A 13652-nucleotide genomic window follows, 5' to 3' on the forward strand; every position below is an offset into this window, starting at 1 on the left:
AACCACCGGCTCCCCTCCGAAATGAACCCGTCCCAGCGACCGCCGAACGGGTGATCATGTGTCACCCGGAAACCATCTTGTCTCGAAGACAAGGCCTTGACCAGCAGGTTCCCCCGAGTGGCGCAAGCCATGCAGATGAGCCGTCCGGTCATCCCTAGACTGATCGGGTGTATCCGCCGCGACGGGCAAGGAAGCCCCGGCTCGCCTTGATCCTGGGCGGGCTCGCCGCGTTCGGCCCGCTCTCGATCGACATGTACCTGCCCGCCTTCCCAGACCTGGCCCGGACCCTGGGCGCCTCCGAGTCGATGGTGCAGCTCACCCTGACCGCGTTCATGGTCGGCCTGGCGGCGGGCCAGGTGGTGGCCGGGCCGCTGTCGGACTCCTTCGGCAGGCGGCGGCCGCTGCTGGTCGGCCTGGTGCTCTACACGGCGAGCTCGCTGGTCTGCGCGGTGGCGCCGTCGATCGAGGCGCTGGCGGCGCTGCGGCTGGCGCAGGGCGTCAGCGCCGGGGCGGGCATCGTGATCGCGCGCGCGGCGGTGCGCGACCTGTACTCCGGCACCGAGATGGCGCAGTTCTTCTCCATGCTGATGCTGGTCAACGGGCTCGGCCCGATGCTGGCGCCGGTCATCGGCGGGCAGGTGCTGCGGGTCAGCGCGTGGCCGGGGGTGTTCGTCGTGCTGGCCGGGTTCGGGGTGCTGCTGCTGGTCGCCTCGGCGCTGGGCCTGCCGGAGACGCTGCCGCGCGACCGCAGGAGACCGGCGCGGGTGGGCGGCATCGCCCGCACCTACGCGCGCATCGCGACCGACCGCACGTTCATGGCCTACGCCCTGTCGGCCGGGTTCTCCATGGGCGCGATGTTCGCCTACATCTCCGGCTCGTCGTTCGTGCTGCAGGGCATCCACGGCATGAGCCCGCAGGGGTTCAGCCTGGTGTTCGCGGTCAACGCGCTCGGGATCATGGCCCTGTCGCAGGGCAACCGGGTGCTGCTGCGCCGGTTCAGCCCGCGCAGGCTGCTCAGCTCCGGCCTGTGGGCCTCGGCGGTGGGCGGGCTGGTCGTGCTGGCCTCCGCGCTGCTGGACCTGGGGCTGCCCGTGCTGCTGCCCGGCCTGTTCGTCGTGGTCGCCAGCGTGGGCGTGGTCAGCCCGAACTGCGCGGCGCTCGCCCTGGCCGACCACGGCCGCCGGGCCGGGGCCGCGGCGGCGCTGCTGGGGCTGCTGCAGTTCCTGTTCGGCGGGCTGGCCGCCCCGCTGGTCGGCCTGGGCGGCAACGGCACGGCGCTGCCGATGGCCGTGGTCATCGCCGTGCTGTCGGTGGCGGGCGTGGTGACCTTCGCCGCCACCCGGCCGACCCGGCGCAGGCCAGGCCGCTACGTCGCCTTCCGCGAGGCGGAGACGATGGAGATCGAGGTCCCGCTCGGCGGCCTGGGCCCCGGGCTAGCGAAGCCCGCGCCAGAGCGGGCGCAGGACGGTGGAGGCGAGGACGGCGAAGGGGGACTCGGCCCGGCGCCGGGCTTCCGGGGCCGATTCCGGGGAGAGTCGGTACGCGAGGTTGAGCGCCCGGCGCGCGGTGTCCGGGACGAGCACCCGTAGCACCTCCATGGCCAGGCCCTCCGGCCGCTGCACCACGTCGCCGCCCCCGCGCATGGCGCGCAGCACCATCCGCGCCGCGCTGCGCGGGCTGGCCGCGGGCAGCGCCGAGTAGAACTTCGTCGCGCCGATCATCGGGGTGCGGACCAGCGGCATCCGCACCGAGGTCACGCTCACCCCGTCGGCGAGCAGCTCGCGGCCCGCGGCCCGGCCGAACGCCTCCAGGGCGCCCTTGGAGGCCAGGTAGGCGGCGAACCTCGGGGTGTCGGACTGCAGGCCCATCGTGGTCACGTTGACCACCCGGCCGAACCCGCGCGCCCGCATCCCGGGCAGCAGGCCCAGGGTCAGCCGCAGCGGGCCGAAGTAGTTCAGCGCCATCGTGCGCTCGTAGTCGTGCAGCCGGTCGACCGACAGGTGCACCGACCGGCGGATGGACCGGCCCGCGTTGTTCACCAGCACGTCGACCACGCCCAGCTCCTTGACCAGGGCGGCGACGGCGTCGCCGTCGGTCAGGTCGCACGGGTGGACCTCGGCGGCGCCGCCACCGGCCTCGACCGCCGCGCGGACCCGGTCCAGCTCCTCGGCCCGGCGCGCGACCAGCAGCACCGTCGCCCCCTCCGCCGCCGCGGCCAGGGCGGTGGCCTCGCCGATGCCCGACGACGCCCCCGTCACCACGACGCGGCGCCCGCGCAGCGAGTCCGCCCGCACCCAGGCCCGGTCCGGGTCCAGGTGCCGCTCCCAGTAGCGCACCAGCGGCTCGGCGTACTCGGCGAACGGCGGCAGCTCCACCCCGCTGCCCGCGAGCGCGACCTGGGTCGCCCCGGTCTCGAACTCGGTGGGGATGTCCAGGTGCGCCACGACCTGCGCGGGCACGCCCAGCTCGGCCAGCACCGCGGCGGCGGGCTCCGGGACCGACCGCACCGGGGGCAGCCGCACCGGCAGGGTCGCGGCGATCCGCGGCGCCCCGACGACGGCGGCGAGCGCGTTGTAGACCTCGCGCACGGGCTGCCCGCCCTGTTCGGCGAGGTGGTAGGTGGCCCCGGACGGGGCGTCGAGATGCATCAGGTGCGCGAGGGCGTCGACGACGTAGTCGACCGGGACGACGTTGGTCCGGCCCAGGTCGGGCAGCACCAGCGGCAGCGCCCTGGGCAGCCGCGCCAGCCGGGCCAGCGCGGGCAGGAAGTAGTACGGGCCGTCGACCTTGTCCATCTCGCCGGTGCGCGAGTCGCCGACGACCGCGGCGGGCCGGTAGACCCGGAACGCGACGTCGTCCTGCTCGCGGACCAGGCGCTCCGCGGCGAACTTCGTCCCGTGGTACGGGCTGTGGTGGCGCTGGCCGAGGTCGAAGTCGGACTCGGCGAAGCGCCCCCGGTGATCGCCCGCGACCGCGATGGACGACACGTGGTGCAGCAGGCCCGCGCGGTTGGCCGCGGCGAAGGCCAGCACGTTGGCCGTGCCGGTGACGTTGGCGGCGTGGTTGGCCTCGGCGGGGGCGGTGAGGTCGTAGACCGCGGCGAGGTGCACGACGTGGTCGACCGGTCCGGGCAGCGCCCCCGGCCCGAGGCCCAGCCCGGGCTCGGTGATGTCGCCGGGGACCGCGACCACTGACGCGGGCCACCCCCTGGCCTCGAACTTGGCCATCGATTCGGGGCGGACCAGGGCGTGCACCCGGTCGCAGTCCGGTCGGGCGATGAGCCGCTCCACCAGTCCGCGACCCAGGAACCCGGTCGCGCCGGTGACGAAGTAGGTAGCCATGCCGTGCCTCCTCGACACGGATTCTGTCAGTATCTACTCCTGGGTCAAGCGGTCCGGCCGCTCAGTTCGGCTCGATCGAGGCGTCGACCGCCGCGTCGCGCAGCGCCGCCCGCAGCCTGCCGACGTCCAGCGGCGACAGGATCGCCGTCTCCCCCGGCGGCGACACCAGCACCACCTTCCCCGCCCGCGCGAACACCGTGACCTCGCGTTTGCGCCCCGCGAGATCACGACAGCCCACGACCCACTCCTGATGACCGCCCACCCGGCGCCTCCCCTCCCCGTCGACGTCCGACCCATCGCTCGGAACCCGTCACTGTTCTCGACGCGTTCGGTAACGAGTGGTGACGCGAGCAGGTCACGGGATAACCGAAGATTCCAAGATCGCGCGATATCGAGCCAGGGATTGACCACCTTCCTACTACCCGGGGGTGACGCCAGGTGACCGGTCGGCGCGGCAGACTGGGCCTTGTGAGCGACGTCGAGGAACACAGGCTGCGGGCGCCGGCGAACCTGGTCAGCCCGAGGGCGAAGGGGCTCTGGGCGCTGCGCGCGGGCCTGGGGTGGCTGGTCGTGCTGGTCGGCCAGGCGGTGCCGCTGGTGCTGTCGGCCGCGGCACGGCCCTGGCTGGTCGCCACGCTGGCGGCCACCGCCGTGCTGGGCGTGGCGCACACGGCGGTCATGCCGTGGTGGCGCTACCGGGTGCACCGGTGGGAGACCACAGCGGACGCGGTGTTCACCCGCGCCGGGTGGGCCACCCAGGAGTGGCGGCTGGCCCCGGTGTCGCGGGTGCAGACCGTCGACACCGCGCGCGGGCCGCTGCAGCAGCTCTTCGGGCTGGCCACGGTCACCGTGACCACGGCGTCGGCACAGGGCCCGGTCACCATCGAGGGTCTCGACGAGGCCGTCGCCGCCCGCATCGTCGACGAGCTGACCGCCACCACCCAGGCCACCCGGGGCGACGCGACGTGAACGAGCGCGAGTGGGGCAGGCTCAACCCGCTGATGATCGTCGTCCGGCCGCTCAACGAGCTGCTCGGCCTGGTCCCCGTGCTGTTCGCCATCCTGGTGGTCGGCGACGTGGACCTCATCCGGCTGGGCATCGCGGTGGGCACGGTGGTGCTCGTCGTCCTCTACGGCCTGCTGTCCTGGCTGACCACGAAGTACCGCATCACCGAGTCCCGGGTGGAGCTGCACAAGGGCGTCCTGTTCCGCCAGCAGCTCTCCATCCCCCGCGACCGCGTGCGCACTGTCGACCTGACCGCCAAGCTGGGCCACCGCCTGTTCGGCCTCAGCGCCGTCCGGGTCGGCACCGGCAAGCAGGAGGCCAAGGGCGAGGGGGTGTCCCTCGACGCGGTCACCGCCGCGGAGGCCGACCGCCTGCGCCAGGAGTTCCTGCGCCGCGCGCCCGAGGCCGCCGCCGCCCCCGTCGAGGAACACCAGTTGTCCATCCTGGACAAGGCCTGGTACCGCTACGCCCCGCTGTCGCTCTCCGGCCTGATCGGCGTCGGCGCGGTCGTCGGCTTCGGCGCCAACCTGGCCTCCGAACTGGACCTGGGCCTGTCCGACAGCGGCGCGGCCCGCTCCCTGTCCGCCTGGGTGACGTCGTCGTCCACCGCCGCGGTGGCACTGGCCTGCGTGGTCGTCGTCCTCGTCTTCTCCACCCTCGCGTCCCTGGTCGGCTACCTCCTCCAGAACCACGGCTACCGCCTGACCCGCCAGGCCGACGGAACCCTCCGCGTGCGGCGCGGCCTGCTGACGACCCGCTCGGTCTCGGTCGAGGAGGAGAAGCTTCGCGGCGTGGTCCGCCACGAGCCACTGCTGCTGCGACTGGGCGGGGGCGCCCGGCTCAGCGCGGTCACCACCGGCCTGGCCAGCGAGTCCGGCAGCGCCCTGCTGCTGCCCGCCGCCCACGCCGCGGAGGCGACGCGGGTGACCGACGAGGTCCTGGGGTCCCGTGTGGATGTGACCCTGGCGAAGCACCCACGGCGGGCGCTGTCGAGGCGGCTGGTGCGGGCCGTGACGCCGTCGGTCCTCGTGGTCCTGGTGCTGGCCGGGCTGTCCCTGACGGCTTCGTGGCCCACCTGGCCGTGGGTGACGGGAGCGGTCGTGTTGGTGCCCGCGTCGGTGCTGGTCGCCTTCGACCGCTACCGCGGGTTGGGACACGGGTTGACACCGCGGCACCTGGTGAGCCGGTCGGGGTCGCTGAACCGCTCGACGGTGGCGCTGGAACGGGCGGGCGTCATCGGCTGGAAGGTGCGGCAGACGTTCTTCCAGCGCCGAGCGGGCTTGATCACCGTGACCGCGACCACCGCCGCCGGGGCAGGCGGGTACGAGGTCATCGACGTCGGCGAGGAACAGGGCCTGGCACTGGCCGACGAGGCCGCACCCGGGCTACTGCGCCAGTTCCTGGCCTGACCACAGCACTTGACCTACCGGTCCGACCTACCTCCTCGGCGCGTACCGCATCGCCACGGCCCCCGAGCCGAACTCCAGCCTGCTCACCGGCTCCAAGTCGACATGCTTCGACAGCCCCGCGAACAACGTCGGCCCGTGCCCCGCGATCCTGGGGTGCACCACGAACTCGTACTCGTCGATCAACCCCAGCTCCGCCAACGCCAGCGGGAGCCGCACACCGCCCACGAACAACCCCTTGCCCGGTTCCCGCTTGAGCCGCTGAACGGCCTCGCCCAGATCCCCGCGCACGAGTTCCGCGTTCCAGTCGACCTGCTCCAGGGTGCTCGACACGACGTGCTTCCTCGCCGCGTCGATCGTCCGGGCGAAGGGTTCCACCCAACCAGGCCTCGCTCCCGACGGCCGCCACGCCGACTCCATCAGCTCGTAGGTCACCCGGCCGAAGAGGAGGGCATCGGCCTGGTTGAGGTTCTCGACCGCGTGCCGGTGCAGCTCCTCGTCCGCGGGGATCACCCGGTGGTCGCAGCACCCGTCCACCGTGACGTTGATGGAGTACCGAAGAGGTCGCATCTCGCGACAGTACCGGCGGTGCGCCGCTGCGGTCGCGCCCGCGCTAGTCCACGGGCCAGGTGTGGACCGGGTCGTTGGTGTGCATGAACTTGGCGTAGCGGCGGACCATCTCCCGCAGGGCCTGTTCGCGGCTCAGGGAGGTGGTGGCCTCCAGGGACTTCACCGTCTCGACCTGCCAGGTGGCGCCGTTGCGGCCGGTGAGGCAGCGCTGCTCGATGATGCCCAGGAGGCGGTCGCGGTCGGCGGGGGCCACGCCCCAGGCGTCGAGGCCCTCGTGTGCCATGGGCAGCAGACGGCGCAGGACCAGCTCGGTGACGGGGACCTCGCCGACGCCGGGCCAGTAGAGGCGGGAGTCGATGCCGTTGCGGGCGGCGGCGTGGAAGTTGTCCTCGGCCGCGGCGAAGCTCATCTGGGTCCAGAGTGGGCGGTCCTGGTCGGCCAGGGCGCGGACCAGGCCGAAGTAGAGGGCGCCGTTGGCCATCGTGTCGACCACCGACGGGCCCGCGGGCAGCACGCGGTTCTCCACCCGCAGGTGCGGGCGGCCGTTGACCACGTCGTAGATGGGGCGGTTCCAGCGGTAGATGGTGCCGTTGTGCAGGCGCAGCTCGTGCAGTTCGGGGATGTCGCCCCTGGCCAGGACCTCGACCGGGTCCTCGTCGTCGGTGAGCGGGAGCAGCGCGGGGAAGTACTGGGCGTTCTCCTCGAACAGGTCGAAGATCGAGGTGATCCAGCGGTCGCCGAACCAGACCCGGGGGCGCACGCCCTGGGTCTTGAGCTCGTCCGGGCGGGTGTCGGTGGCCTGCTCGAACAGGGCGATCCTGGTCTCGGCCCAGAGCTGCTTGCCGAACAGGTACGGCGCGTTGGCGCCCAGCGCGACCTGGACGCCCGCGATGGCCTGGCTGGCGTTCCAGTGCTTGGCGAAGTCCTCCGGGGCGGTCTGCAGGTGGTACTGCACGCTGGTGCAGGCGCTCTCCGGGGCGATCGAGTCGGCGTGGGCGACCAGCCGCTCCGGGCCGCCGATGTTGATTTCGAGGTCCTCGCCGCGGGTGGCGAAGACCTGCTCGTTGAGCAGCTTGTAGCGCGGGTTGGCGCTGATCGTGTCCAGCGTGATGTGGCGGCGCTGGAGCGTGGGCAGGATGCCGACCATCACGATGTGCGCCGCCACCCGACCGGCCTTGGCGTCGGCCTCGTTGAGGTTGTCGCGCACGATCCGCTCGAAGGTGGCCAGGCCGTCGGGGCCCAGCCGCTGCGGCGGCAGGTTGATCTCGATGTTGAACTGGCCCAGCTCGGTCTGGAACGCCGGGTCCGAGATGGCCGCGAGCACCTCGGCGTTGCGCATCGACGGGTCGCCCGCGGCGTCGACGAGGTTGAGCTCGATCTCCAGGCCCGCCATCGGGCGCCCGGAGTCGAACCGCGACTCGGCGAGCATCTGCGCGAACACGTCGAGGCAGCGCCGCACCTTCTGCCGGAACCGCTGCCGGTCCGCGCGGGTGAACTCCGTCGACTCCACATCCTTGCCCATGCGCTCAAGGGTGATCCATGCCGCCACCGGCCGCCACACGCCGTAGGCCATCCGGACGCGCCCGGCGGTGACCCACCCGTGATCACGGACCCGCCGGGCGGCGGCCGCGACCCCGGCTAAGCTGCACCGCGTGACGGACCGCCTGGTATGGATCGACTGCGAGATGACCGGCCTCGACCTGGGCCGCGACGCCCTGATCGAGATTGCCGCCCTGGTCACCGACTCCGAGCTGAACGTGCTCGGCGAGGGCGTGGACCTCGTGATCCACACCGATGACGCGACCCTCGACGGGATGCCGGAGGTCGTGCGCGAGATGCACGCCAAGTCCGGCCTCACCGAGGAGGTGCGCACCGCCACCCTCACCCTGGCCGAGGCCCAGCAGAAGGTCCTCGAGTACGTGCGCGAGTGGGTCCCCGACCAGCGCACCGCCCCGCTGTGCGGCAACTCGATCGCCACCGACCGCGGTTTCATCACCCGGGACATGCCCGAGCTGGACGCCCACCTGCACTACCGCATGGTCGACGTCTCCTCGATCAAGGAGCTGTGCCGCCGCTGGTACCCGCGCGTCTACTACGCGCAGCCGGACAAGGGCCTGGCCCACCGCGCCCTCGCCGACATCCACGAGTCGATCCGCGAGCTGCGCTACTACCGCGGCACGGCCTTCGTCGCCCAGCCCGGCCCGACGACCGAAGAGGCCAAGGCGGTCGCCGAGTCCGTCCTGACCGCCGATGCCTAACCCGGTTTCAACTCTTTCCCGGCAAGCGCTATAGTTCTCCCGTTGCTCGCAAGAGCAACGCCATGGTGGGTGTAGCTCAGCCGGTAGAGCACCTGGTTGTGGTCCAGGAAGTCGCGGGTTCAAGTCCCGTCACTCACCCGACCGAAGGCCGACCTTGTTCGCGGAAAGCGCGAACGAGGTCGGCCTTCGTCATATCCGGGGGGCGACCCCCCGGACCCCCACGGTGCGGTGTGTCTCGATCCAGCGTGGCGGGGTGGGGGACGAGACGAAAAGGGGTGGCGGGGGATGATGTCGGGCATGCGGGAAGTGCGTGAGGTGCCCATCCGTGACGAGATGATCCGGTTGGGGCAGCTCCTCAAGCTGGCGGGTGTGGCCGAGGACGGCACGCACGCCAAGGAGCTGATCGAGACCGAGGAAGTCGAGGTCAACGGCGAGGTCGACACCCGGCGCGGGCGCCAGGTGCGCCCCGGCGACGTGGTCCGGGTCAGGGCGGAGAGCTTCAAGGTCGTCTCAGGCTGAGGAACAGCACGGCCCCGGGGGAACCCCGGGGCCGTGTGTCTCAGGCGCGCTTGCCGCCCTGCTTCCAGGTCTCCCACGGGACCTGCCAGTCGCTGAGGCCGTCGGCCGGCTCCAGGACCGGGCCGCCGCTGTTCTGGACGATGATCAGATCGCCCTTCTGCGAGATCTGCTGCAACCAGGCGGCGTTCTCGGTGCTCATGTTGATGCAGCCGTGGCTCACCGCCCGCACGCCCTGGTCGCGGACCGACCACGGCGCGGAGTGGTAGAAGATGCCGCTGTTGGACATCCGCGAGGCGATCGCGACCTTGGTGCGGTAGCCGTCGGCCGAGTCCGTGGGCACGCCGTAGGTGGACGAGTCCATCGTGTAGTTCGTGTGCTCGCTCATCACCGTGTAGGTGCCGACCGGGGTCTCGTTCGCCTTCTTGCCCATGGAGATGGGGATGGTCCTGGCGACCTGGCCGTTGACCGTGACCGTCATCTGGTGGGTGGCGCCGTCGGCGACCGCGACCACCGAGTCGCCGACGGTGATGGTGGCCGTGCGGTCGGCGCGACCGTAGACGCCGTTGCCGAAGTGCTTGCCGTAGATCATCGCCGAGACGGTGACCTCGCTGTGGGCGGGCAGGTACTCCTTCGACCGCCAGTGCACCTCTTTGTCGCTGAACCAGTAGAAGGCGCCCTCGACCCCGGGACCAGCGGTGACGGTGATGGCCTCCTCGACCGCCGCCTTGTCCTTGATCGAGATGTCGAAGTAGAAGGCGAACGGCTGCCCGACGCCGACCGTCTGCCCGTCGAGCGGGTTCATCGACAGCGCGGTCTGCCGCGCGGGCTTGACCGTGCTGAACGTGGACGTCGACGTGGTCGTCCTGCCGCTCGCGTCCTTGGCCGTCGCGGTGGCGGTGTAGGTCTTGCCGTAGCCGAGGCCCTCCGTGGTCGTCCACGTCGTGCCGTCGGCGGCCAGCGCGCCCGCGACCACCGTGCCGTCGGCGCCGGTGACCGATGCCTCGCTGATCGTGCCGCCCGCGGCCGAGACCGTCACCGGCTCGCCGGGCGCGACCCCGTCCGCGGTGTCCGCGGGCACGACCGTCAACCCCAGCGGCACCACCGGTGTGGTGCTCGTCGCACTCGCCGACGCGGACGACTGCCCGTTGCCGGGTTGCGTCGCGCCTTCGGCTGTGCACGCCGTCGCCAGCACGACGGCCGAACCGATCGCCACGAGACGCGAGAACTTGCCCATGCGCAGTCCGCCGCCCCGGAAATACATGCTGACCTGAGATAACACGCTCAAGCCCCCTCCTAACCCTGACCCTTCTCCCAGTGTGCAGGAACAGACCGAACAAGTGGGGCGAGACAGTCGAATCGAGACATAGGACCCCCGATTTCGAGTTCCGACGGGGGCTGTGCTAACTTTTTCCCCGTCAGCGAGAGAGACCCTCTCGATTGAGCGCCGCTAGCTCAACTGGCAGAGCAGCTGGCTCTTAACCAGCGGGTTCGGGGTTCGAGTCCCTGGCGGCGCACAGCAGCAAGGCCCCCGGCATCGCACCGGGGGCCTTGTTCTTTGTCCACTGGGGACGGTCCGGAACCGGTGTCAGCACGCGGCTTTGGCGCGCAGCACCCGCTGTAACGAGGCAACCGCGGCGGCCGGGTCCAGCTCACCCGCCGCCACCGCGGCCTCCAGGCGGTCGAGCACCTCGACGACCCGCCCGCCCGAGGACCAGAACGCGATGTCCGCGCCGGAACGCAGCGCCAGCAGCACCGCCTCGGGCAGCGGGTAGCGGTCGGAGACCGCGCGCATCGCGCCGAGGTCGTCGGTGATCGTCAGGCCGTCGAAGCCGAGTTCGCCGCGCAGCACCTGGTAGGCCTGGGGCGACAGCGAGGCGGGCACGCCCTCGGTCAGGTCGGGCACGGTCAGGTGGCCGGTCATCACCGCGACCGCTCCCTCGGCGGGCAGCTCCCGGTACGGGCGCAGGTCGTTCGCGCGCAGCGTGTCCAGCGGCGGCGTGCTGACCGCGCCGCGGTGCGAGTCGCCGGAGGCGCTGCCGTGGCCGGGGAAGTGCTTGAGCACCGGCAGCAGGCCCGCGTCGCGCAGTCCGGCGGCGAACGCCCCGGCGTACCGGGTGGCCACCTCGGGGTCGGCGCTGAACGACCGGTCGCCGATCACCGAGCCGTCCGGCTGGGTGCTGAGGTCCACCACCGGCGCGAAGTCCAGCGTCACACCCCGGGCGCGCAGCTTGGTCCCGCGGTCCGCGGCCGCCGCCCGCACCTGCTCCGGGGTCATCGTCGCGGCCATCACCCGCGGGCTGGGCAGGTCGCCGTCGAGGGCGTCGATGCGCTGCACGCGCCCGCCCTCGTCGTCGACGGCCACGGTGAGCGGGATCGCCGCGGCGTCGCGGACCGGGGCCAGCGCCTGGTCGACGAGCAGGTCGGTGGCGTTGCCGCCGAGGAACACCCCGCCGACGTGGTCCTGGCCCACCACGACCAGCGCGGCGGCGGGGCCGGAGGGGTCGACGCCGACCATGAGCCGCTGCGCCAGCCGGTCCCGGGGGGTCATGGCCTCGATCAGCACCGCGCACGGGTCCGGTTCGGGTTCGGGTTCGCTGGTGGCAGGCGGCTCCGGCTTCAGCAGGTGCTGGGCGGTCGGGGCGCCGTCGGTCGTCCCGTCGGGAGTCAGCAGGCAGGCGCCCAGGAGCGCCCCCGCGCCGAGCGCGACGAGCAGCAGCCGCGCCCGTCGTCGTCGGCCCACTCGGCTCGAAGTCATCGCCCGCATTGTCGTCCTCCGACCCCCCGTTCGAGCAACCCCGACAAAACGGACACCGCGCGGACCGTGCCCGCGCGGGCGGCGGAACCGGGTGCGAGGATCGCCAACGGCACACGGCGAGGAGTGGGATGAACGAGGACGAAGAGCTCGAGGTCCCGGCGGAGGTGCACACCGTCTGCCAGTACTGCGGCGGGGGTGGCATGGTCGCCGATCCCAAGCTGGCGGTCGTCGGCGGCGCGCCCCGCGTCCTGGACAACGGCAGGCCTTGTCCGCACTGCGAGACCAAGGGCCAGTTCGCCGGCATAGTGCCGCCGGTTTAGGCCTCGCCACAAGAGCTCCACGACACGTGCGGACGCGGGGGCGTGTCGACGCGTCCGGAGCGGGACGCGGTCACCCGCAACGCCGGCCGCGACGGTGGTGCCCGGTCTCACTTGGCGACGATCACCCAGATCCCGACGCCCACCATCGCCACGCACAGCGTGAAGCTGATCACCGCCGTGCCCAGCCCCAGGACGTTGGCGCCGCCCGCCTTCCTGGCGTCGGCGTGGTCGGACCAGCCGCGCACGCCGAGCGCGAACAGCACGACCGCGCCGATGCCGGTGGTCATCGCCGCGAAGACGACCTCGCCGAGCAGTGCCCACCTCACCGCGTCCCCCCGGGGGCCGGGGCGGGCTCCAACGGCTCGACCGGGATGTCGTTGACGTTGTGCGCGCCGACGGCGTCGCGCCGCGACATGGCGAAGACGGCGCAGGCGAAGACGACCCCCACGACGGCGACCGCGACCGTGCCGACGGTGCCGGACTCGGCGACCAACCCGGCGATCGCGCCCGCGACGCCCGCGGCGGGCAGGGTGATCAGCCAGGCCAGCAGCATCCGGCCCGCGGTGGACCAGTGCACCTTGGCCTGCGGTGTGCCCAGGCCCGCGCCGAGGATGCCGCCGGAGCACACGTGCGTCGTCGACAGGGCGATGCCCAGGTGCGAGGAGGTGAGGATGACCGCGGTGGCGCTGGTCTGCGCGGCGAAGCCCTGCGGGGCGCCGATGTCGGTGATGCCCTTGCCCAGCGTGCGGATGATGCGCCAGCCGCCGAGGTAGGTGCCCAGCGCGATCGCCAGCCCGGCGCTGACGATCACCCAGGTGGGCGGGCCGGAGCCGGGGGCCAGGGTGCCCGCGCTGATCAGCGTCAGGGTGATGATCCCCATCGTCTTCTGCGCGTCGTTGGTCCCGTGCGCGAGCGACAGCAGCGACGCCGAGGCGATCTGGCCGACCCGGAACCCCTCCGGTGTCTTGCTGGCCGTGGCCCGCCGGGTGATGCGGAAGGCCAGGTAGGTCGCCAGCGCCCCCGCCACCCCCGCCACCACCGGCGCGGCGACCGCCGGGACCAGCACCTTCTCCACCAGCTTGGCGAAGTGCACCGCGTCGCCGCCCGCGGCGACCCAGGTCGCGCCGATCAGCCCGCCGAACAGCGCGTGCGAGGAACTCGACGGCAACCCCACGTACCAGGTCAACAGGTTCCAGACGATCGCCCCGACCAAGCCCCCGAACACCACCGCGGGCGTGATCGCCGCGTCGTCGACCAGCCCCCCGGAGATCGTCTTGGCCACCTCGACCGACAGGAACGCCCCCACCAGGTTCAACACCGCGGACAGGGCGACGGCCACCCGCGGCCGCAGCGCACCGGTCGCGATGGAGGTCGCCATCGCGTTGGCCGTGTCGTGGAACCCGTTGGTGAAGTCGAAGAACAGTGCGGTCACCACGACAAGCGGGACCAACACGCTCAGGTCCATCGAGAGACTCCCT

General features: G+C 72.3%; 13 protein-coding genes, 2 tRNA genes and 1 pseudogene. 8 read left to right on the forward strand and 8 right to left on the reverse strand.

Annotation, left to right across the window (positions count from 1 at the left end; all coding sequences use genetic code 11):
* Positions 1-167: 167 nt before the first annotated feature.
* Positions 168-1319, forward strand: a pseudogene (locus GCL84_RS12905) (multidrug effflux MFS transporter); the annotation flags it as partial.
* A 114-nt stretch (positions 1320-1433) separates the two neighbouring features.
* Here the strand turns inward: GCL84_RS12905 and GCL84_RS12910 are convergent.
* Together GCL84_RS12910 and GCL84_RS12915 are read right to left on the reverse strand one after the other, a co-directional pair.
* Complete coding sequence (locus tag GCL84_RS12910; protein ID WP_156755700.1) at positions 1434-3341, reverse strand: SDR family oxidoreductase; 1908 nt, start codon at positions 3339-3341, stop codon at positions 1434-1436.
* Positions 3342-3402: 61 nt separating this feature from the next.
* Positions 3403-3603, reverse strand: coding sequence for a hypothetical protein (locus tag GCL84_RS12915; protein WP_156755701.1), 201 nt, complete (start codon positions 3601-3603; stop codon positions 3403-3405).
* A 206-nt stretch (positions 3604-3809) separates the two neighbouring features.
* On the opposite strand from GCL84_RS12915, the gene GCL84_RS12920 reads away from it, so the two are divergent.
* On the forward strand, positions 3810-4310 hold the full coding sequence (locus tag GCL84_RS12920) for a PH domain-containing protein (RefSeq protein WP_235926202.1): 501 nt from the start codon (positions 3810-3812) through the stop codon (positions 4308-4310).
* Positions 4307-5755 carry a PH domain-containing protein gene (locus GCL84_RS12925; RefSeq protein WP_235926204.1) on the forward strand — a complete coding sequence of 483 codons (1449 nt, stop codon included), beginning with the start codon at positions 4307-4309 and terminating at the stop codon, positions 5753-5755. Before GCL84_RS12920 ends, GCL84_RS12925 begins: the two co-directional genes overlap by 4 nt.
* Positions 5756-5782: 27 nt before the next feature.
* Here GCL84_RS12925 and GCL84_RS12930 read toward each other — a convergent pair whose 3' ends face one another.
* On the reverse strand, positions 5783-6322 hold the full coding sequence (locus GCL84_RS12930; RefSeq protein ID WP_156755702.1) for a dihydrofolate reductase family protein: 540 nt from the start codon (positions 6320-6322) through the stop codon (positions 5783-5785).
* 43 nt (positions 6323-6365) lie between these two features.
* Positions 6366-7844 carry a glutamate--cysteine ligase family protein gene (locus GCL84_RS12935; protein ID WP_156755703.1) on the reverse strand — a complete coding sequence of 493 codons (1479 nt, stop codon included), beginning with the start codon at positions 7842-7844 and terminating at the stop codon, positions 6366-6368.
* Positions 7845-7974: 130 nt separating this feature from the next.
* Here GCL84_RS12935 and orn point away from each other — a divergent pair, with 130 nt between their 5' ends.
* From orn to GCL84_RS12950, 3 genes are all read left to right on the forward strand, one after another.
* Entirely contained in the window at positions 7975-8580 is a 606-nt protein-coding gene (orn, locus tag GCL84_RS12940; protein ID WP_156755704.1) for an oligoribonuclease, read from the forward strand.
* Positions 8581-8645: 65 nt separating this feature from the next.
* Positions 8646-8718 (forward strand) — tRNA-His (locus tag GCL84_RS12945).
* A 159-nt stretch (positions 8719-8877) separates the two neighbouring features.
* On the forward strand, positions 8878-9099 hold the full coding sequence (locus GCL84_RS12950; RefSeq protein ID WP_156755705.1) for an RNA-binding S4 domain-containing protein: 222 nt from the start codon (positions 8878-8880) through the stop codon (positions 9097-9099).
* Positions 9100-9139: 40 nt separating this feature from the next.
* On the opposite strand, the gene GCL84_RS12955 is transcribed toward GCL84_RS12950, so the two are convergent.
* Positions 9140-10384, reverse strand: coding sequence for a L,D-transpeptidase (locus GCL84_RS12955; protein WP_407924388.1), 1245 nt, complete (start codon positions 10382-10384; stop codon positions 9140-9142).
* Between the two features lie 156 nt (positions 10385-10540).
* Between GCL84_RS12955 and GCL84_RS12960 the strand changes: the two genes are divergently transcribed.
* Positions 10541-10613: transfer RNA gene (locus tag GCL84_RS12960), tRNA-Lys, on the forward strand.
* Between the two features lie 71 nt (positions 10614-10684).
* Here GCL84_RS12960 and GCL84_RS12965 read toward each other — a convergent pair.
* Positions 10685-11854 (reverse strand): glycoside hydrolase family 3 N-terminal domain-containing protein, encoded by a 1170-nt coding sequence (locus GCL84_RS12965; RefSeq protein ID WP_156755706.1) that lies wholly within the window; start codon positions 11852-11854, stop codon positions 10685-10687.
* 128 nt (positions 11855-11982) lie between these two features.
* On the opposite strand from GCL84_RS12965, the gene GCL84_RS12970 reads away from it, so the two are divergent.
* Positions 11983-12174, forward strand: coding sequence for a hypothetical protein (locus GCL84_RS12970; RefSeq protein ID WP_156755707.1), 192 nt, complete (start codon positions 11983-11985; stop codon positions 12172-12174).
* Positions 12175-12281: 107 nt separating this feature from the next.
* Here GCL84_RS12970 and GCL84_RS12975 read toward each other — a convergent pair whose 3' ends face one another.
* Both GCL84_RS12975 and GCL84_RS12980 read right to left on the reverse strand, forming a co-directional pair.
* The gene (locus GCL84_RS12975) at positions 12282-12500 is read right to left on the reverse strand and encodes a hypothetical protein (RefSeq protein ID WP_156755708.1); all 219 of its coding nucleotides are present in this window, start codon (positions 12498-12500) and stop codon (positions 12282-12284) included.
* Entirely contained in the window at positions 12497-13639 is a 1143-nt protein-coding gene (locus GCL84_RS12980; protein WP_156755709.1) for an inorganic phosphate transporter, read from the reverse strand. The genes GCL84_RS12975 and GCL84_RS12980 overlap by 4 nt, the downstream gene beginning before the upstream one ends.
* Between the last annotated feature and the right edge of the window lie 13 nt (positions 13640-13652).

The organism is Actinokineospora pegani, from assembly GCF_009745975.1.
Taxonomy (GTDB): Bacteria; Actinomycetota; Actinomycetes; order Mycobacteriales; family Pseudonocardiaceae; genus Actinokineospora; species Actinokineospora pegani.